Source organism: Phenylobacterium sp. 58.2.17, from assembly GCF_026411515.1.
In the GTDB taxonomy this organism is placed as follows: domain Bacteria; phylum Pseudomonadota; class Alphaproteobacteria; order Caulobacterales; family Caulobacteraceae; genus Phenylobacterium.
Window position 1 is genome coordinate 89,763 of the sequence record NZ_JAPMTQ010000009.1, and the last position, 21,288, is coordinate 111,050.

Genomic DNA, 21,288 nt, shown 5'->3' on the forward strand with positions numbered 1-21,288 from the left:
GGGGGCATCGGCATCTGCTCTGTGGGGTCTCGGTCAGTGTGCTGGCGCTGGCGAGCCTGCCGGCGGCGGCCCAGGACGCCGCCCGATACTGGGACGCAAACGGCGCCATGCCGGGCAGCGGCGGCAGCGGAAACTGGAACACGACAAGCGCGCTCTGGAGCGGGAACAGCAGCGACGTTCTCGGCCCATATCAGGCTTGGAATAACGCCGGGCTCGACAACGCCTTCTTCGGCGCCCCTGCCGCCGGAACGACCGCGACCGTCGGCACGCTCGCGCTGACCCAGCCGATCACCGTCCACAACATGACCTTCCAGTCACTCAACGGCTGGGTCTTGAACGGCGGAACGCTTACGCTCGGCGGGATCACGCCGACGATCAGCAACGCCGGCACGGTGACGATCAACTCCGCCATCGCCGGCGTCGCGGGCCTGACGAAGGCGGGGGCGGGCCTGCTCACCCTGAACGGCGCGAACACGTTCAGCGGCGGGATCACGCTGAGCGGCGGCGCGCTTACGGTCGACAATGACGCGGCGCTCGGCGCGCTCGCCAACGCGATCGACGTCACCGCGAACTCGACGCTCAGGATCAACGGAGGCTCCACCGCCCGCTCGATCAACATCGCTGGGGGCCGGGTCCTCACCGTTGGGGGCGTGGGCGTCGGCAGCGCCCTGTTCACTGGCGGCGGCGGCCTGGACCTCAGCAACGCGACACGCCTTACGAACGACGCCAACACCTACACGGGCTCGACGATATTCCGTGGGATCAATGGAGTGGGCAATATCTACTTCTCGTCCGTCCGGAACCTCGGCGAAGCGAGTGCGCTGGGGGCGCCGACGGACGCCGCCGCTGGGACGATCGTCTTTCAGCAGTCGAGCCAGTATTCCGACAATATCATCTATACTGGCGATGGCGACACTTCGGACCGCAACTGGGACTTCAACGGAAACAGCGCGTGGTTCAATAACGAAGGAACCGGCGCGCTCGATCTCACGGGAGCCGTAGACATCTCGGTGGGCGGCGGCTTTCGAGCCATTGGCGGAGATTTCGACCTCAGCGGGGTCCTGAGCGGCGGCGCCTTTAGTTTCAGCTCCTCCGCCGGTCGGAAGATCACGGTCTCGGGCGTTGCGAACACCTTCACAGGCGCAGCCTCGATCGGCGGCTTCGTCGAGGTCGCAAGTCTCGCCAACACGGGGACTGCGAGTTCGCTGGGCGCGGGCTCGTCCATTGGTCTCAATGTCGGCACGTTGAGCTATACCGGGACCGCGGCGTCCAGCGACCGCACCTGGACGATCAGCGGCGCCAGCAACCTCCTCAATAACGGAACCGGCGCCTTGGCGCTTGGCGGCGGCCTGTCGTTCGTGGCGGGGGGCGTGGTCGACACCTTGACCCTCGGTGGTTCGTTCGCCGGTGAGAACACATATTCCGGCGCGATCTCCGGCGCGGGCAACATCGTCAGCGACGGCGCCGGAACCTGGGTCCTGGGTGGGGCGAACACCTACGCCGGCACGACCACCGTCACCTCGGGCACGCTACGCGCAGGCCATGCATCCGCGTTCGGGACGACCGGCAAGATGACCGTCAACGGCGGCGTCCTGGACCTGAACGACTACAGCCTGACCACGTCCGAGCTTCATGGGACCGGCGGCTCGATCACCCTAGGCGCGAACCCCCTGACGACCCTCGCTGTCGATGGCGCACTGGCTAGCGATTTCGCCGGAGCTATCGCCGGCGCAGGCGGTTTGACCAAGCTCGGGACGAGCACGCTGACACTCACCGGCGCCAATACCTACACCGGACCGACGACCATCGGCGGCGGTACGCTCGCCCTGAACTTCGCCGGCGCCGGAGCGCCCGCAAGCAACATCATCGCGGGCGGGTCAGCGCTCAAACTCAGCGGCGGAAAACTGCAGGTGATCGGCGCGGCGGGCGTCACCAACGACCAGACCTTCGCCAGCACGACGGTCAGCGCGGGCGCCAACACCATTCTCGCGGAGTCGGGCGCTGGCGGGACCACGAACCTCCACCTGGGCGCGATCTCGCGCACCAGCGGCCTGGTGAACTTCATCCTGCCCGCCAATGGCGCCATCACGACCGCGAGCGCCAGTCTGGGGGGATGGGCGACGGTCAATGGGACCGACTATGCGAAGGTGGTGGGCGGCAAGATCCTGCCGTTCGCCGAGGCCGACTACACGGACAAGGACGAGGTCGCGACCTGGCTCGATGGCGAGTTCATCTCCGATAGCGATGGAGATGGCCAGGGCTATTCCGGCACGCTCACCGGCAGCATGCAACTGGGCGGCCTGCAGTTCACCGAGGCCGCCGCCTCGAACGTCAACGTGGCCGCGGGGCAAACCCTCGGCGTCGACGGGGCGATCATTGTGGCGCCCTCGGTTGGGACCTTCGGCCAGACGATCAGCGGCGGCAGTCTGCGCGGCGCGGCGGGCGGCGTGCTTGGCGTCCAGCAGAATGGCGGCGGTCTCTTCACCATTGGTTCCACCATTGTCGACAACGGTGGTCCGACAGGCTTCACCAAGGGCGGGGCCGGCCGCGTTCTGCTCACCGGGACCAACACCTATTCCGGCGTCACGACCCTCAGCGCCGGACGGCTGGAGATCACCAGCCTCGCCGACGGCGGGGCGGTCAGCAGCATCGGCCAATCATCCGCTGCTTCGGCCAATCTGGTTCTCCAGGGCGGGACGCTCGCCTGGGTCGGCGGGGCGGACGCCGCAACCAACCGGGGCTTCACCCTTGTGAACGGCGGCGCAGGCGACCCAAGGATTGAGGTCAGCGCCCCCCGCACCGTCGAATTTTCCGGGCTGGTGACAAGTCTCGACGATGCCGGCCTGACCAAGTCCGGCGGCGGGACGCTCGTGCTCTCCAACGCCGCCAACGACTATATCGGCGTCACCAGGATCATGGGCCTCGGCGGAAGCGGCGCCCTTGCGGTCAACACGCTGGCCGATGGCGGCGAGGTGAGCGGTATCGGCCGGTCGTCGGCAGCCTCATCCAACCTCGTGTTGGAGACGGGTGGCGAGCTTCGCTACACCGGCGGCACAGACAGCACCGACCGTGGCTTCACCCTCGACAACGGCGGGAAAATCGGGGTGTCGCAAGCCGCGGCGACGCTGACCATCAGTGGTGTGGCGGTTGGGAGCGGCGCCCTGCACAAGGAGGGCGCCGGCACGCTCGTGCTGGGGGGCGCCAATACCTATTCCGGGCCCACCCTCGTTAACGCGGGCGTTCTGCGAGCAGGTTCGACGCAGGCGTTTGGCGGCCCCAGCCTCATGACGCTCGCCAATACGACGGGCGTGGTTCTCGACCTTGCCGGATTCAGCAACAAGGTGGGCGGCCTATCGGGCGGCGGCGCGGCCGGCGGCAACGTCACCCTCGGCGCCGCCACGCTCACCATCGGCGGCGCGAACGCTGTTTTCGACGGCACGATCGCCGGAAGCGGCGGCCTGCGTAAGGAGAACACCAGTTCGCAGACGCTCGCGAACTGCGCCAGCACCTATACCGGGCCGACGACCTTGGCGGGCGGAACGCTGTCGGTCGCCTGTCTCGCCAACGGTGGGCAGGCGAGCAGCATTGGCGCGTCGGGGCCTGCATCGGCGAACCTGACCTTCAACGGCGGTACGCTGCTCTACACTGGCGGAACGGTCGCCATCGACCGCGGCATGCTCCTGCAAGGGAATGGCGCTCTTAACGTCCAGAGCGCGGGCGCGACGCTCGAAATCGGCGGAACGATTACCGGCGCGGGCAACTTCGCGAAGTACGGCGACGGCACGTTGGTGTTGTCAGGCGCCAACACCTATGCGGGTGGAACGAACGTCTACGGCGGGACGCTCCGTGTCCTTTCGCAGGGCGCCCTCGGCGCCGGCGGCGTGCGGATGGGGCTGGCCGGTACGCGGTTGGACCTGTCGGCGGTAGCCGGTGCGGCGGTCTCCGTTGGCTGGATCGACGACAGCGCCGTCAACGCTGACGCCGCGAGCGTCGGTGACATCGACCTGGGCGCCACCACGCTCACGATCACCCCTGGGGGGAGCGCCCTCGGCGTCGGAGGCTCGGCGAGCTATGCCGGCGTCCTCAGCGGGACGGGCGGGATCGTCAAGGCCGGGGGGGGCATCCAACAGTTCTCCGGCTGCAACAACGCCTACACCGGCGCGACGACGATCAGCGGCGGAGTGCTTGCCGTTGACTGTCTGGTCGACGGCGCAACCGCCAGCAGCATCGGCGCCTCCTCCTCCGACGCGGCCAGTCTGGTCCTCAACGGCGGCACGCTGCGCTACGTCGGAACGGGCCATTCGACCGACCGCCTGTTCACGCTCGGCGCCTCGACGACCAGCGCCATCGACGCCTCGGGAACCGGCGCGGTAGTGTTCTCCAACACCGCACCGATCGCCTTCGGCAGCGCGAACAGCGCTCAGACGGTGACCCTGACGGGGACAAGCACAGCGGACAACAAGCTGGGCCTCCAGCTTACCGACAACGGGACGGGCAGGACTGGGCTCTCCAAGACCGGCCTGGGCGTCTGGATCCTCACCAATCCGGGCAGCACCTATACCGGCGTCACGTCGATCACCGGCGGCGTGTTGGGGGTGGACAAGCTCACGGATGGCGGCGCGGCCAGCAGCCTGGGCCAATCCTCCAACCTCGCTTCGAACCTGGTGATCGGCGGCGGCGCCACGCTGCGCTACACCGGCGCCGGCGATACGACGGACCGCCGCTTCACGCTCGGCGTCGGAACGACCGCCATCGAGTCCTCGGGCTCCGGCGCGGTGGTGTTCGGCAACACCGCGGCCGTCTCCTATAGCGGCAATGGCCTGCGCGTCGTTTCGCTGGGCGGCGCCAACGCCGACGAGAACATCATGGGCGCGGCCATCGGTAACCAGACCGCCGCCAATGTCAGCTCGCTGGCCAAGAACGGCGCGGGCAAGTGGATCCTGACCGGGAACAACACCTATACCGGCGTCACCAACATCAATAGCGGGATCCTGGTCCTCGGCGCCGGCGGGACGACCGGTTCCATCGCCAGCCAGACCGTCAACAACTTCGGCGTGCTGGGCTTCGACCGCTCCGACGCCCTGACCTATGGCGGCGTCATCTCGCAAAGCGGCTCGGTCGAGCAGCTGGGCGCAGGCAAGACGACCCTCACCGGAACCAACATCTATACGGGCGGAACGACGATCAGCGCCGGCGCGCTGGAGCTGGGCGCGGGCGGCGCCACCGGCTCGATCCTCGGCGACGTCTCGAACGATGGCGTCTTCATCTTCAATCGAAGCAACACCTACGCCTTCACCGGCCTGGTTTCGGGCTCCGGCGAACTGCGGCAAGCCGGCTCCGGGACCACCGTGCTCTCCGCCGACAACAGCTATGTGGGCGCGACCGACGTCATGGCCGGCACGCTGCGGATCAACGGCGACCAGTCGGCGGCCACGGGCCTGACGACAGTGTTCGGCGGCGCGACGCTCGGCGGGGCGGGCGTCATCGGCGGCGACGTGCTGGTGCAGAACGGCGGCGCGATCTCGCCGGGCAACAGCCCGGGCACGCTGACCATCAACGGCGACCTGACGCTGAACGGCGGCTCGGTGCTGAACATGGAGTTCGGCCAGGCCAACGTGGTCGGCGGCCCGCTCAACGACCGGATCGTCGTGAACGGCGATCTGACCCTCGACGGCGTGATCAACGTCTCCGTGCCGACCGGCGGCGCCTTCACCGCCGGGGTCTATCGGGTGATCGACTACACCGGCGGCCTGACCGACAACGGGCTGACCGTCGGGACCCTGCCGGGCGGCGCTAGCGCCACGGTCCAGACCGCGGTGGCGGGCCAGGTCAATCTGGTCAACGGCGCAGGCCAGACCCTGTACTTCTGGGACGGCCCGGCCGGCGCCAAGAACGACAGCGTCATCACCGGCGGGACCGGAACCTGGCGTCTGGGCGGCGGGGCCAACGACTGGGCCAACGCGGCCGGCTCGGCGAACAGCGACTTCGCGCCCGACGCCTTCGCGGTGTTCCAGGGGGCCGCTGGGACGGTGACAGTGGACAGCGCCGGCGGCGTGGTCGGGGTCTCCGGGATCCAATTCGCGGTCGACGGTTATGTTGTGAGCGGCGGCGGCTTGACGCTGGCCGCGGCCGAGACGCCGATCCGGGTTGGCGATCTCACGCCTGCGGGCGCGGGCATGACCGCGACGATCAACTCCGTGCTCTCGGGCGCGGGGCGCCTGGTCAAGGTCGATGCCGGGACCCTGGTTCTCACCGAAACCAACACCTACACCGGCGGTACGCTGGTCAACGAAGGCGTGCTGCGGATTTCGCAGGAAGCCAGCCTCGGTGCGGGCGGACTTACCCTGGACGGCGGGACGCTGCGGATCGACTCGGGCAGCCTGGGACGGGGGATAACCCTGGGCGCGTCCGGGGGCACGATCACACCCAGCGTGAGCACGACGGTCTCGGGCGCCATCACGGGCGTCGGCAAGCTCACCAAGAGCGGGACGGGGATCCTTCGTCTGACCGGGACCAACACCTATTCTGGGGGCACGACGATCTCGGGCGGGGCGCTGACCCTCGGCGACGGGGCCGCGGCGGGTTCGATCACAGGCGACGTCCTCAACAACGCGCAGCTGATTTTCAACAGTCCGGGCGAGCAGACCTTCGACGGGGTCATCTCCGGCAGCGGCCAGGTGCGCAAGTCCGGCGCCGGCACGGAGATTCTCACCGGGGCCAACACCTATGCCGGCGCCACGACAGTGTCGGCCGGGACGCTGCTGATCAACGGCGACCAATCGACGGCGACCGGCCTGACCACCGTGAGCGCGGGAACGCTGGGCGGTTCGGGAACCATCGGCGGGGACGTCACGGTCGCGGCGGCGGCCGCGCTCGCCCCGGGCGGCGCGGCCGGGATGCCGGGCACGCTGACCATCAAGGGCGATCTCGCCCTGGCGGACGCCACGACCAGCCTGAACTACGAGTTCGGCCAGGCCAACCTGCCGGGCGGAACGTTCAACGACCTGATCAAGGTCGGCGGCGACGCCTCGCTTGGCGGGGCGACGATCAATGTGACGTCCAGCGCCCCGAGCTTCGGCCCGGGCCTCTATCGGGTGATCGACTACACCGGGACCCGGACCGGCTCCCTGACCCTGGGCGCGCAGCCCGCGGGCGCGAGCTTCTCGGTCCAGACCTCGGTCGACAAGCAGGTGAACCTCGTCAACACAGCCGGCCTGACCCTCAACATCTGGGACGGCGACGCCGGCGGGCGTAACGACGGCGACATCGCCGGCGGCGCCGGAACCTGGCAAGGCGGGACCGGCAACGACAACTGGACGCTCGCTGACGGCTCGGTCAACGCGCCGTTCGCCGACAGCTCCTACGCCGTCTTCACGAAGACCGGGGGCGTCGTGACGGTCGACGCCGCTTCCGGCGGTCCGATCAATGTCTCGGGCATGCAGTTCGCGGCGAGCGGCTACGAACTGACCGGCGACCAGATCAACCTGACCGCGGCGGAGTCGAACATCTGGGTCGGGGACGGCACGTCCAACAGCGCGGCCATCTCCACGGTCATCAACGCCGATATCGGCGGCGCGGGCGGGTTGGTCAAAACCGACGCCGGTACGCTCCGCCTGTTCGGCGCCAACACCTATGCCGGCGAAACCAAGGTCAACGGCGGTGTGCTGGAGATCGGCGGCGACCAGTCGGGCGCGACGGGGGCGACCTTTGTGTCCAGCGGCGGCGTGCTACAGGGCGACGGGACCATCGGCGGCGACGTGACGGTGAACGCCGGCGGGACGCTGGCGCCCGGCGCGGCCTACGGGCGGCTGACCATCAACGGCGACCTGATCCTGACCGCAGACGCCGTCCTGGCCATGGAGCTGGGGCAGGCGGGCACGCCCGGCGGGGCGCTGAACGACCTGGTCGTGGTCGGCGGCGATCTCACCCTCGACGGCGTCCTGAACGTGACCGAGAGCGTCGGCGGCGCGTTCGGCCCGGGCGTCTACCGGCTGATCGACTATGCGGGCGCGCTCACCGACAACACGCTGAATATCGGCGCCCTGCCGTCGGACTACGGGACCATCCAGACCTCGATCGCCCGGCAGGTGAACCTGGTCGTGAGCGCGACCCCGCCCGGGCCGGGCCCCGGTCCGGGCCCTGGACCCGGCACGGGCGAGCCGGGAGGTCCAGGAGAGCCGGCCTCGCCGTACAATTTCTGGGACGGCGACCAGGGCGCGGCCGGCGACAAGGTCGTGAGCGGAGGCGACGGGATCTGGCGGGCGTCGCCGGCGAACTGGACGACGTCGACCGGCGTGGCCAACGGCGCCTTCACCCCGGCGAGCTTCGCGGTCTTCGCAGCGCAGGCGGGCACGGTCACGGTCGACGGTTCCGAAGGGCCGATCCGTGTCAGCGGCATGCAGTTCGCTTCGGACGGCTACCAACTGGCGGGCGACGCCGTCTCGCTGGAAGCCGGCGAGGCGATCGTGCGGGTGGGTGACGGCACTGCCCTCGGCGGCGCCTTCTCGGCGTCCATCGGCGCGGCGCTCACCGGCGCCGGCCAACTGCACAAGACCGACGCGGGCACGCTCGTCCTGACCGGCGAGAGCGACTACGCCGGCGGCACGCGGATCAGCGGCGGGACCTTGCAGCTTGGCGACGGCGGAAAGGGCGGCTCGATCGCCGGAGGCGTCCGTAACGATGGGCGCCTGGTCTTCAACCGCGCCGACGACCTGGCGTTTACAGGCGTGATCAGCGGCGGCGGCGTGATCGCCCAGATCGGCGCGGGCGTGACCGCCCTCAGCGCCGACAGCTCGGCGTTCGGCGGCCGGACCGAGGTCCGCGCCGGGACCCTGGCGGTGGACGGCAAGCTCGGCGGCGGCGTCGAGGTCTTCGACGGCGGCCGGCTGGCCGGGCATGGCGAGGTGGGTTCGCTGCTCAACCAGGCCGGCGGGATCGTCGCGCCTGGCGGGTTCGGCGTCCTCACCGTGGTCGGCGACTACGAAGGGCGGGGCGGGACCCTGCAGATCGACGCGGTGCTCGGCGGCGACGACTCCCAGGTCGATCGCCTGCGGGTGCGCGGCGCCACGTCGGGCTCGACGCTGGTCGAGGTCGCCAATCGCGGCGGCCTCGGGGCGCCGACCTCGAACGGCATCCTCGTCGTCGACGTCGACGGCGCGTCGGACGGGGTCTTCGCCGTCGCAAAGGGCGACTTCCGCCTGGGCGGTGAGAACGCGCTCGTGGCGGGGGCCTACGCCTATGTCCTCCGAAAGGACCAACAAGGCGGCGACTGGAAGCTGCGCTCAAGCGTGAACGAAGTCACAGGGCCGCCGCGGCCGGTCGATCCGGACCGGCCGGTCGGCGAACCGGGCGCGCCAGTCGACCCAGGGCAGCCGCAGGTAACGCTCTATCAGCCAGGCGCGCCGGTCTACGAGGCCTACGCCCAGACGCTTCAGATCCTGAACGGCCTCTCGACCATGCGTCAGCGCGTCGGAGCGCGGCAATGGTCGGGTGAAGCCGGCATGGGCGTCTGGGGCCGGATGGAAGGCGGGCGCGTGAACATCGAACCCGCGGTCTCCACGACGAACGCCAAGCTGGAAACCGACCGCTGGAAGGTGCAGTTCGGGATCGATCAGGCGCTGGCCGAGGATCTGGCGGGCGGCAGCCTGGTCGGGGGGCTCACCGCACACTATGGCGAGGCAAGCACCTCGGTCGCCTCGCCCTTCGGCGGCGGATCGCTGGAGGCGAAGGCGCTCGGGTTCGGCGCGACCCTGACCTGGACCGATGCGCACGGCGCCTATGTGGACGCCCAGGCGCAGGCAAACTGGTTCGAAACCGACCTGCGCTCGAACATCCTCGGCGACCGCGCCGAGAACGCCGAAGGCAGCGGCTACGCTCTTTCGGTGGAAGCCGGCAGGACTGTAGCGGCGGGACGCGCCTTCAGCTTCACGCCCCAGGCCCAGATCACCTACTCCACGGTGGACTTCGACAGTTTCGTCGATCCGCTGGGGGCGAGGGTGGCCGCCGATCAAGGCGACAGCCTTCTGGCCCGCGTCGGTCTCGCGCTCGACCGCGACTGGAAGGTCACGAACTCGGGCGGAGAGGGGCGTGTCTACGGCCTTGCAAACCTCACCCACGAGTTCCTCGACGGCTCGCGGGTGGATGTGTCGGGGGCGCGGCTCGTCAATCGCGCCGAGCGGACCTGGGGCGGCGTGGCCGTCGGCGCCAGCTACGGCTGGGGCGCGGGCCGCTACCTCGTCTATGGAGAGGCCTCGGCCGAGACCCCGCTTTCTGGGTTTGGCGACAGCTATGCGCTCACCGGCACAGCCGGCATCCGCATCCGGTTCTAGGGGATCGAGAGGCGGCCGCGCGCCGCCTCTCGGCGCCTTTGCGACGCCAGACAGCTTGGAGTCGGCCGAATTTCCGGCTTCAGAAGCGTCCGGGAAAAGGGGTGCGCGGAGGTTGAGCCGGCCCAAATTCGCCGACACAGAGCCTTGCTCAGGAGGCGAGCCAAGAGTCGCTTCCAAGCGCAGGATAGGCGCCGCGATCGGCGCTTGGGCCGAAGCCATCATCAAACTGTTACGCAGAGCGTCTTTAGGAGCGCAGCCTGCATTTGCCGGGGGCTGCCCGGGCCTGCAGCCCAATGGAGAACCGGCGGTCGCATCCCATGAACGGCGAGCGGGACATCATTACGGCTTGGATCGCCCGGGAAATCGTCCCCCACGAAGGCGCCATGCGCAAGTGGCTGGCGCGGCGCTGGCGCGGCGCGGTCGATGCGGAGGACGTCATCCAGGAAGCCTATTGTCGCCTCGCCGGACTGGCGCAGGTCGACCATATCGACAATCCGGCCGCCTATTTTCACCGCACCGTCCATACCGCGGCCACCGACATGGCGCGGCGGGCCGGCGGAAATAACCTCGTCTCGGTGAGCCAAGACGACTGGTTTGGCGTCATCGATAACAGGCCCCTGCAGGATCGCACGCTGGAGGCGAGCGAGGAGCTGCGGCGGGTGAACATGCTGCTGTCGAACCTTTCCGACACCTGCCGACGGGTCATCGAGCTGCGGCGCATAGAGGGGCTGACCCGCAAGGAGACCTCCGAGCGGTTGGGTGTGAGCGAAAACGAGGTGAAGAATCTGTTGGTGCGCGGGCTGCAGAAGGTCCTGAAGTCGATGGCCGAACAGGACGCCGAGGGCGAAGGCGAGGCGAGCGCCCCACGGAGGGTGCAGGCGAATGGCTAGCGCAGCTTCAGCGGGCGTCATCGACGAGCAGGCCGCGCAGTGGGCGGTCGAGGCCGCGTGCGGCGAGCTTACGGCGCAAGCGCGCGCCGAGCTGGAGGCGTGGCTGGCGGCGGACCGGCGCCACCGCGGCGCCTATGCGCGGGCGCGGGCGGTGTTCATGGCCATGGAAGACGCCGTCGTCGGCGCCCGGCCCCCGGCAAGGGCGCAGCAGCCGGTGCTGGTGCATGAGGCGCCGGGGCCGCGCGCCATGAGGCCTGCGCGCCGGCGCAGAGGGAGAATGTTCGGCGCGGCGCTGGCCGCCTCGCTTGCCGTGGTGGTGGCGGTCGGGGCGCTGGTCGCCGCGCGTCCTCTGTCGGTCGGTCCGGCTGCCGAGCAGGTCGTCCGGCTGCAGGACGGCTCGGTCGCAACGCTGCAGGGCGATGCGCGGATCGACGTGGCGCTGTCGCCGGACGCCCGGCGCATCACCCTGCTGAGCGGCAGCGCCACCTTCCGGGTGGCCAAGGACCTGGCTCGCCCGTTCGTGGTGCGGGCCGGCGAGGTGAGCGCCCAGGCGACAGGGACGGTCTACTCGGTGGGACGGGTCGGCGAGCGGGGCGGAACGGTGAAGGTGCTGGAAGGCAGCGTGCTGGTCTGGCCCGGCGAGGCGCGGGAAGCGGCGGCGCTGCTGCGCGCCGGCCAGTCGCTGACCCTCGACCCGCCAGCGCCCGCGGCGCGGCCCCGGGTGGAGAAGGTGGCGAGCCGGGCGCCGGCGCGGCCAGCCGCGCCGGTGCAGATCGCCCTCGACGACACGCCGATCGCAGAGGCGGCGGCGCGCTTCAACCGCATCAACAGGACCAAGATCGTGCTGGCCGACCCGGAGATCGGCGACATCCGCATCGTCGGCCTGTTCAAGGCGGACGATCCAGAAGAGTTCGCGCGCATGGCGGCGGCGGTGTCGGGGGGCGAGGTCGAGCGCGGCGACGGGACGATCGTAATAAAACTGAGATAAATCAGAGCAGAACATTTCACAGATCTGGCCCGATCCAAATCCGGGAGAGCCCCTGTCGAGAGATTGAAAGACGTCAATCTTCGGGGGTCCACTAAGTGCGTTCCATGTTCCAGTCGACTGCTTCCGCCGCCGCGGTCGCAGCGATGCTCTGCGTTCCGGCTTTGGCTCAGGCCCAGACGCGCAACTTCGATGTGGCGGCGCAGCCCGCCTCGAGCGGCATCCAGGAATTCGCCCGCCAGGCGGGAATCCGGATCATCGCCACGGCCGCCGACACCCGCGAGCGCCGGACCAACGCGGTGCAGGGCAGCCTCGACACCCGCACGGCGATGGAGCGGCTGCTGTCGGGCACCGGGCTTTCGGTGCGCAGCTTCGACGGCTCCACCGCGGTGCTGAGCGCCGCCGACGGGCGCAGCGAGGCGGACGCCGAGGTCGAGACGCTGGTCGTCACCGGCAGCCGCATCGCCCGCCCGGAGCTGGACTCGTCCATGCCGGTCAGCGTCGTTTCGTTCGACGCGGCCAAGGATTTCGGCCGGTTCACCGCCTACGACGCGCTGAAGCAGGTGCCGGCCGTCGCGCCGGGCCTGGGCGAATGGAGCTCGCGCAGCCAAGCCTATGACAAGGGCGTCGCCAACATCAATCTGCGCAACATGGGCGCGAACCGATCGCTGGTGGTGGTCGACGGACACCGCTGGGTCTCGGGCGGCGCGCGTACGATGGCGGTCGACCTCAACACCATTCCGTCGGCGCTGATCGAGCGGTTCGAGGTCGTCACCGGCGGGGCGGCGGCGATCTACGGCGCGGACGCGGTGACCGGCGCGGTCAACGTCATCATGAAGAAGCAGATGGACGGCGTTTCGGCCTCGGCGACGGCCGGGGTCTCCGAAGACGGCGACGCCGAACAGTACCAATTCTCCGCGGCGACGGGCTTCAAGTTCGCGGGCGACCGCGCCCGCGTCGTGATCGGCGGCAACTACATCTATACCTCGCCGGTGCTGGCCACGGACCGCTACCCGAAGAACTGGGCCTATCAGGTCAATCCGGATAACACCGGGCCGAACGACGGCATCCCCGACAACATCATCGTCGACACCAAGCAGTTCTACCGGTCGAACTACTCGACCTTCTGCCTCTTCGACCGCCAGGGATGCGGCACGACGCGGAACGGGGACTGGTACCAGCTGATCAACGGCCAGGTGGTGCAGATCCCGCGCGACTCCTATCGCGTCATCACCACCGGCGAGCTGGGCACCCAGGCGGGCGGGCCGGACACCGCCTTCGGAACCCTGACCAACATCACCATTCGCGATGAGTCCAAGAAGGCGTCGGCCTACGCCAACCTGTCCTACGACCTGACGCCGGACATCGTCTGGAACACCTCGTTCGGCCTGGCCCAGAGCTGGGTCAGCGGCAGCAGCTCATGGCCGCACTATCGCGACGATTTCCGGCCGACCAACTGGTGGGGGATCAATCCAGCGACCGGAGCGGGCCACTCGGGGGAAATCGCGCGGCTGACCGATCCCTTTCTGCCGGAATCGCTGCGCCAGTTCATGGTGGCCAATGGCCTGACCTCGATCCCCCTGAACCGCCAATACACCAACCTGCCGATCCAGCAGGAGATCCACGACCGCACGGCCTTCACCCTGGGCTCCGACATCGGCGGCCCGCTGACCGGGCGGCTGAACTGGCAGGCCTTCGCCCGCTACGGCCAGGTGAAGGACGAGGTCCGCTACACCAACATGCTCGGCAAGCGCGAGTGGCTGTACGGGCGCGACGCGATCATGCTGGACGGGCAGGTCGTCTGCGCCGACGCCGGCGCACGCGCGGCCGGGTGCGTGCCCTTCGACTTCTACACCACCGACGCGCCCAGCCAGGCCTGGGTGGACTATGCGATGTACGACCGCCACGAGCGGACGAAGAACCGTATGCTGAACGCCGGGGTCGGCGTCGACGGCAGCCTGTTCACGCTGCCGGCCGGCGAGGTGCTGGTGGCCGCCGGGCTTGAGTGGCGGCAGGAGAAGCTCAGCACACGCGATGATCCTGATGCCGCCAAGCTCAGCAACATCATCTGGGCGCCGGGCATGGACCACTCGGTGCACCCGTCGATGGACGCCACCCGCAACGTTTCGGAAGCCTACGCAGAGCTGGTTGTCCCGGTGCTCAGCGACGTTCCGTTCGCGCGCAAGCTCACGGTCGAAGGGGCCTATCGCTACTCCCACTATAACGACAACCCGTCGACGGACACCTGGAAGGTCGGGTTCAACTGGGCGCCCATCGCCGGCCTCACCGTGCGTGGGGCCAAGTCGTACAGCGTGCGCGTGCCCAACTTCGGCGAGCTCTTCTCGCCTGTCGGCGTGCAGAACCTGGGCAATATTTCCGACCCCTGTGAAGCACGGCTCATCACCCAGGACAAAGACCGGGCGGCCAATTGCGCCGCCACGGTGCCAGGGTGGACCGGGCCGCTGCCCGACGCCAACCTCAACGCCCCAAGGATCTTCACCGGCGGCAATCCGAACCTGACGCCGGAGACTGGCGACACGCATTCGTTCGGCGTCGTCCTGCAGCCGAGCTTCGTCCCCGGCTTCGACCTCACGGTCGACTATTGGGCGATCGACATCGAGAATGTCGTCACCTCGATCGCGTACACCACCATCATGAACAACTGCGTGGACGCTAGCGGGGGCCCGGACATGGGCTACTGCCGGTTCGTGCATCGCCACGCGACCAGCGGACCGGGCCATCTGGCCGGCCAGGTGGACTATGTGGAGGCGCAGTTCGCCAATCTGGCCGCCCGCCGCTCGCGCGGGATCGACTATTCCGCCAACTACCGCGTTCCGGTCGGCGACGGCACGCTGCGGCTCAGCTTTATGGGATCGCAGCTGCTCGAACAGACCACGGTCGCCCAGTCCGGCGGCGCGGGCAGCGATGCGGCCGGGCAATGGAACAATCCCAAGTTCAAGGGCACGCTGACGGCCGGATACGAGATCGGGCGGTTCAGGCTCGGCGTGAACACCACCTACACCTCGGCCAGCCGCTTCAACATCAACGACCAGTCGGACGAGACGCGGGAGAGGTCCGAAGTCCCCGCGTACTTCAATCACAACCTGAGTCTGACGTTCAGCCCGACGGATCAGTACAGCGTCCAGTTCGGGGTGCGGAACTTCACCAACAACAGGATCGACCATCCGGTCCTGCAGTGGACCTACGCCGGCCCCAACCAGACTGAAGGAAACGCACAAGGCGTCGCCTTCATGGACGCGGTCGGCCGCTACTTCTACCTCACCCTCAAGGCGGATTTCTGACCATGCGGACGCTTATCTCGATCATCGCTTCCGCCGTGGTGCTGATGCCGGGCGTGGTGGCGCACGCAGCCGAGGCCAGCCGGCCGATCGTCATCGCTCACCGCGGAGGCGCGTTGCTGATGCCGGAAAACACCTTGCCGGCCTTCGATCACGCCATCGCGCTCGGCGCCGAAATGCTTGAGTTCGACATGGTGGTGACCGCCGACGACCAGCTCGTTGTGCAGCATGATCCCACGGTCAACGCGACCTACTGCACGCCCGAGCCCGGCTCCGGCGTCTCGCCGGGGCCTATCCGGTCGATGAAGCTGGCGGACGTGCTCAAGTTCGACTGCGGTTCGAAACACCGGGCCATCTATCCGACCCAGAAGCCGGTCCCCGGGGCGCGCATGCCGACGCCTGACGCGGTGTTCGCCCGCTACAAAGACACACCGGCGCTGTTTTTCGGCGAGACCAAGATGCCCAAGCCGGCGGAGGGGCAAGTCGATCCGGTGGCGTTCGCTCGCCTGGTCGAGGCCGCCGTTCGCAAGCACGGCCTGGAAGACCGCTTTATCCTTCAGTCCTTCGACTGGAGGACGTTGGAGGCGATGCACGACATCAATCCGCGCATCCGCACCTGCCTGCTGGGCGCCAAGGCCGAAAAGGGCGCGTATCTGCCGCTGCTTCGCCAGCATCACGCCAGTTGCCTCACCTTGAGCTCGAGGGTCACGGACGCCGCTGAGGTGAAGCAGCTGCGCGACGCCGGGGTGATGGTGATCTCCGATGTCGTCGATGACGAAGCCGGCTGGCGCATCAATCGCGAGCTAGGCATGAGCGCGATCTTCACGAATGACCCTGCGGGCCTAGTCGCATTCCTCAAGCGCTCGCCCAATTGACCCACGACGCGCAGGGTCGATCTGCCCCGGCCTCCGTCTTGAGGGGCCCGAAGCGGAGCTCTGGCGCCGGCTATTTCTCGTCAGGACTTCAGCTTGATCTTCCTTTCAACCTGGGCGTCGGCCTTCTCGGCCTTTTTCCGCAGCTCGAAGACCTGACGCATGTGGAGCAGATCGTGCTCGCTGAGCCGTTTTTCGGCCGCTACGAACTGCTCTTGTTCCTCCTCACGGATGTGATGCAGATACTCCTCCTTGAGCCCGGCGAAGCGCCGCAGCCAGCCGGAAGAGGACATGTCGCGCGCAGCTAGGTCGGCGAGCATGTCCTCGATCTCCTTGTGCTCGGAGATCGCATGACGGGCGAAGTCGGTTGTCTGCGGGTCGCGCAGGACGCTCGACCACAGCGCCTGCTCTTCGGCCGCCGCGTGAGCCTTGAGTTCGTGGACGAGCTCCTCGAAGAGCTTGCGGCGCGTGGCCGAGGCGCCTTGCGTCTCCTCGATCATCGCCAGCAAGGCGCGGTGGCGATCGTGATCCGCCACGAGTCGGCCAAAGACGTCAGGATCACCACGGAAGGCGGTTCGAGGCGTGCTGCCGATGCGTACGGCCAGATCCGGAGCGATCGCCTTGGCCTTGGCGATGGCTGAAGCCTTCGCCTGCGCCTCAGAATCTCGCCTGCTCGCCTGCGCCATGCTCGCATCTCCTTAGGGCTCGCCCGAAACATCGGGCTACTTGGGCGACTTGGGCTACGCGGACGAGGGCCAAAGGTTCCTGCCGTGCTCGGGGGCGAGCGCCGCGGCCGCCCCCTCCGTCGGGGCTGATGCGGATGCGCGCTCACCGGGCGGAAGGGTGAGCGTGAAGCGGCCGCCCCCGACCACGACATCAGCGGGATTCGAAACCTCGGCCTTAGCTCGGGGTTATCGTCGAGCCGGCGGCCCTGAGGACGCTGGTTCCGGGGTCGCAAGACCCGCCGCCAGGAGACCGCATGCCACTCGACGCCACGCCGCCCAAATCCGATCCCCGTGTCGCCACCGGTGTTCCGGGTCTAGACGAGATCCTGGGGGGCGGATTGACACGCGACCGCATATACTTGGTTGAAGGCACGCCGGGCTCGGGCAAGACAACCCTGGCCCTTCAGTTCCTGCTGAAGGGGCGAGAGCTCAACGAGAGCGGGCTCTACATCACGCTATCGGAGACCGAGGCCGAGCTTCGCGCCGCCGCCGCCAGTCATGGCTGGTCGCTGGAGGGCATAGATCTCTTCGAACTGGTCAGCGAAGAAGGCCTCGATCCCGACAGTGAGCAGTCCGTGCTGCATCCTTCCGATGTTGAGCTCGGCGAGACCACACGCGGCGTGATGGCGCAGGTGGAAAAGACCAAGCCTATGCGCGTGGTGTTCGACAGTCTGTCTGAAATGCGCCTGCTCGCGCAGAATCCCCTGCGTCACCGCCGCCAGATTCTGGCCCTCAAGCATTTCTTCTCGACGCGCAAGTGCACGGTCCTCCTGCTCGACGACCAGACGTCCGAGGACGGCGACCTGCAACTGCACAGCATCGCCCATGGCGTCGTCAGTTTGGAGCGGACGGCGCAGGAATACGGCTCTCAACGCCGGCGGATGGAGGTCGTGAAGATGCGCGGCATCAAGTACCGCGGCGGCTTTCATGACTTCGAGCTGGACACCGGAGGCATCAGGGTTTTCGAGCGTCTAGTGGCCGCCCACCATGCCGCGGTCTTTGAGGAGGAGGTGGTCTCCACTGGCGCGCCCCGACTCGACGAGTTGATGGGCGGCGGGCTGTCGCGGGGCACCAACACCCTGATCAGCGGTCCTTCCGGGGTGGGCAAGACGACGACCGCCGTGCGTTGCGCGCTGAGCGCCCTCGAGCGCGGGGAGAAGGTGGCTTACTACCTGTTCGACGAAGGTCTGCCGACCTTGTTGGCGCGCTCGAAAGCCATGGGCATGGAGTTGCAGCCATACTTGGATAAGGGCCAGCTGGAGCTGCGCGCCGTCGATCCGGCAGAGCTCTCGCCAGGTGAATTCGCCTTCCTTGTCCGTGACGCCGTTGAGCGTGTCGGCGTGGGCACGGTCGTGATCGACAGCCTCAACGCTTACATGCAAGCCATGCCCGGCCAGAAGTTCTTGCTTCTGCAGATGCACGAGCTCCTCACCTATTTGAACCAGCAAGGCGTGGTCACCCTGCTCATCCTCGCGCAGCACGGCTTCATAGGCGAAGTCCACAGCGACATTGATCTCAGCTATCTCAGCGACAGCATCTTGCTGTTCCGGTTCTTTGAGGCCGCCGGGTCGGTGCGCACCGCCATCTCCGCAGTCAAGAGCCGGACGACCGCGCACGAGAAGATCATCCGCGAAATCCGCCTGACGAGCGAAGGGATCGAAATCGGCGAAGCTCTGACCGACTTTCAGGGCGTGATGTCGGGTCTGCCGTCCTACGAGGGCAAGGTCGCGATGCTTGGCGCGGAGGCGCCGGTCGCGAATGGATGAGCGGATTCTGATCCTCGCCCCCCGGGGCCGCGACGCGCCCGTGATCGCTGAGACCGTGGCCGTTCTTGGCCACAAGACGCTGATCTGCTCCGACGTGAACGCCTTGACCGCGGCGCTCCAAGGCAAGGCCGGCGCCGCCATCCTTACAGAGGAGGCGCTTGCTGAGCAGGGGAGCTCGGTATTGACGGATTGGCTGTCGGCCCAGCCGCCATGGTCGGACTTTCCCTTCATTGTCCTCGTCACCAAGCAACCTGGACGGCGGACCCAAGCCGACGCCGAACGGCTGCAGGGCATGGGAAACATCGTGCTGCTGGAACGGCCCATCAATGCCGAGACCTTGGTCAGCGCGGCACGATCGGCTGTTCGCGCGCGCCGGCGGCAGTATCTGGCGCGGGACGATCTAGAAAATCGAACCAAGGCGGAAGAGCAGTTGCGCTTCGCCTTGGAGGCTGGCCAGCTCGGCGCTTGGGATCTGGATCTGGAAAGCCACGTCCTCACCACCTCTCCCATAGCCAGGGCTCATTTTGGACGCGCATCGGATCAGGCCATGACCTTGGCCGACGTTGTGGCGGCCGTGCATCCTGAAGACGCCTCTCGACGTCGCGCTAACCTCGATTTCTCCATTACGGAGGGCGGCGACTATCAGGTCGAATATCGCGTGATCTGGCCTGACGGGTCTATTCACTGGCTTCAGGTGCGAGGCCGCCCCAATGACCCGGCGCCGGGCAAGCCCCGGCGGATGTCGGGCGTGACGCTGGACGTAACGGCGCGCAAGGCCGCCGAAGCGGCGTTGATCCTAATGAACGAGACTCTCGAGCGGCGGATCGCCGAGAGCATTCGCGAGCTCAAGCGCTCCAATTCGCGGCTGGTCAACGAGATCAGTGCACGTGAGCAAGCCCAGGCCGCTCTGATCCAAGCTCAAAAAATGGATGCGATCGGCCAGCTGACCGGGGGCATCGCTCACGACTTCAACAACCTGCTGACCGCGATTGTCGGCAATGTCGACATGATCGAGCGGCGCAGCGACGACCCGCGCATCGCGCGCATGGCGGCCAATGCCCGTGAAGGCGTCGAGCGCGCCACCAAACTGACGGCCCAGCTGCTCGCTTTCTCGCGCAGCCAACAGCTCGATCTGCAGGCCGTGGAGGTCGACGCCCTGATCGCTGGGATGGACGATCTGCTCACACGAACCCTGGGGCATAAGGTGGAGGTGCGAACCGATCTGCGCGCGGGCACGATGCGCGCCACCGCCGATCCCAACCAGCTGGAACTGGCGATCCTCAACCTGGCGATCAACGCCCGCGACGCGATGGGCGAGGGGGGCGTGGTGACCTTAGGGAGCCGCCTGGCCGATGACTGGCACGAGGGTCTGCAGCCGGGTCGGCACGTGGTCATTTCAGTACGCGACACCGGTCACGGCATTCCAGCGGATGTGATGCACAAGGTGTTTGATCCCTTCTTCACGACAAAGAGCGTCGGCAAGGGTACGGGTCTGGGGCTGAGCCAAGTCTATGGCATCGCCACCCAGTCGGGCGGTACCGTGCGCATCGACAGCACCGTCGGCGTCGGTACGGTGATCGAGATCTGGCTGCCGGTCAGCGATGCGGCAGAGCGGCTGCGGCCAAGCGAAATGCCGGTGAATGAGACGCCGCTGAGCCAGGGCGAACGAGTCCTTGTGGTAGATGACGATCCTGGGGTTAGGCACTTCATCGTCCAGTGCCTGAAGTCGCTCGGGTACGCGGTCACCGAGGCGGCCAGCGGCAAGGAAGGGCTCAATCGCCTCGACGCTGATCGCCCCGATCTGTTGGTGGTGGACTTCGCCATGCCTGGCATGACCGGCGCGCAACTGGCCGCTCAAGCCCGTCTGGGGGCCCCCGACTTGGCCGTGCTCCTCGTGACCGGTTATGCGGACGCCCGCGCAATCAAGGATCTCGTTAGCTCCGAGGAGGTTCTACGGAAGCCGTTCAAGGTCAGCGAACTGGCGATCGGTGTGAGGCGCGCTCTGGAGGAAGCCGGCGTGGTGGAGGCCTAGGTCGCCATGCAATGCCTGAAGCGGCCGAGCGCAGGGTTCGTTCAATTGCAGCTCCGCGCGCCGCCAAGACCGGACGCCTAATCGCAAGATGACGCGCGACCTCTTGGTCGGGAGCGGGCCACATTTTGCGTCAGGCCATTTCGCGCATCATCACAGCTTCAAGCTTCTTGATGGACGGCACCGTGAAACGACGCCCCAGTGAACCGTCGCGAAGGTAGATTTGAACATCCGAGTGCTCCCCGGCCTCTGCGAGGCCCTGCGCCAACCTGATCGCAGCGCTCTCCGCGGAAGCCCCGCTCTTGAAAAAGAGATCGTTCTCGACGGCGTCGCTGCGCACCATCCAGCCACCTTCGGCTGGGACGATTTCAATGGTTTTCATTGATACCTCCAA

9 protein-coding genes are annotated in these 21,288 nt (G+C 67.7%); 7 read left to right on the plus strand and 2 right to left on the minus strand.

Annotated elements, in window-relative coordinates:
• The first annotated feature begins 38 nt into the window (after positions 1-38).
• The 5 genes from OUA97_RS08860 to OUA97_RS08880 all read left to right on the plus strand — a co-directional run bounded on the left by OUA97_RS08860 (position 39) and on the right by OUA97_RS08880 (position 16,377).
• Positions 39-10,328, plus strand: coding sequence for an autotransporter-associated beta strand repeat-containing protein (locus OUA97_RS08860; protein ID WP_267231502.1), 10,290 nt, complete (start codon positions 39-41; stop codon positions 10,326-10,328).
• Positions 10,329-10,645: 317 nt separating this feature from the next.
• The gene (locus OUA97_RS08865) at positions 10,646-11,218 is read left to right on the plus strand and encodes an RNA polymerase sigma factor (protein WP_267231503.1); all 573 of its coding nucleotides are present in this window, start codon (positions 10,646-10,648) and stop codon (positions 11,216-11,218) included.
• Positions 11,211-12,206, plus strand: coding sequence for a FecR family protein (locus OUA97_RS08870; RefSeq protein ID WP_267231505.1), 996 nt, complete (start codon positions 11,211-11,213; stop codon positions 12,204-12,206). Before OUA97_RS08865 ends, OUA97_RS08870 begins: the two co-directional genes overlap by 8 nt.
• A 104-nt stretch (positions 12,207-12,310) precedes the next feature.
• The gene (locus OUA97_RS08875; protein WP_267231506.1) at positions 12,311-15,505 is read left to right on the plus strand and encodes a TonB-dependent receptor; all 3,195 of its coding nucleotides are present in this window, start codon (positions 12,311-12,313) and stop codon (positions 15,503-15,505) included.
• A gap of 2 nt (positions 15,506-15,507) precedes the next feature.
• Entirely contained in the window at positions 15,508-16,377 is an 870-nt protein-coding gene (locus OUA97_RS08880; protein WP_267231508.1) for a glycerophosphodiester phosphodiesterase family protein, read from the plus strand.
• 80 nt (positions 16,378-16,457) lie between these two features.
• Here the strand turns inward: OUA97_RS08880 and OUA97_RS08885 are convergent, their stop codons facing one another.
• The gene (locus OUA97_RS08885; RefSeq protein WP_267231510.1) at positions 16,458-17,060 is read right to left on the minus strand and encodes a hemerythrin domain-containing protein; all 603 of its coding nucleotides are present in this window, start codon (positions 17,058-17,060) and stop codon (positions 16,458-16,460) included.
• A 293-nt stretch (positions 17,061-17,353) separates the two neighbouring features.
• On the opposite strand from OUA97_RS08885, the gene OUA97_RS08890 reads away from it, so the two are divergent.
• Positions 17,354-18,865, plus strand: a complete 1,512-nt coding sequence (locus OUA97_RS08890) for an ATPase domain-containing protein (protein WP_267231511.1) — start codon at positions 17,354-17,356, stop codon at positions 18,863-18,865.
• Positions 18,866-18,905: 40 nt separating this feature from the next.
• Positions 18,906-20,897: a PAS domain-containing hybrid sensor histidine kinase/response regulator gene (locus tag OUA97_RS08895; protein WP_267231513.1), complete on the plus strand. Its 1,992-nt coding sequence runs from the start codon at positions 18,906-18,908 to the stop codon at positions 20,895-20,897.
• A gap of 130 nt (positions 20,898-21,027) precedes the next feature.
• On the opposite strand, the gene OUA97_RS08900 is transcribed toward OUA97_RS08895, so the two are convergent.
• Positions 21,028-21,276, minus strand: coding sequence for a hypothetical protein (locus tag OUA97_RS08900; protein WP_267231514.1), 249 nt, complete (start codon positions 21,274-21,276; stop codon positions 21,028-21,030).
• Positions 21,277-21,288: the final 12 nt, after the last annotated feature.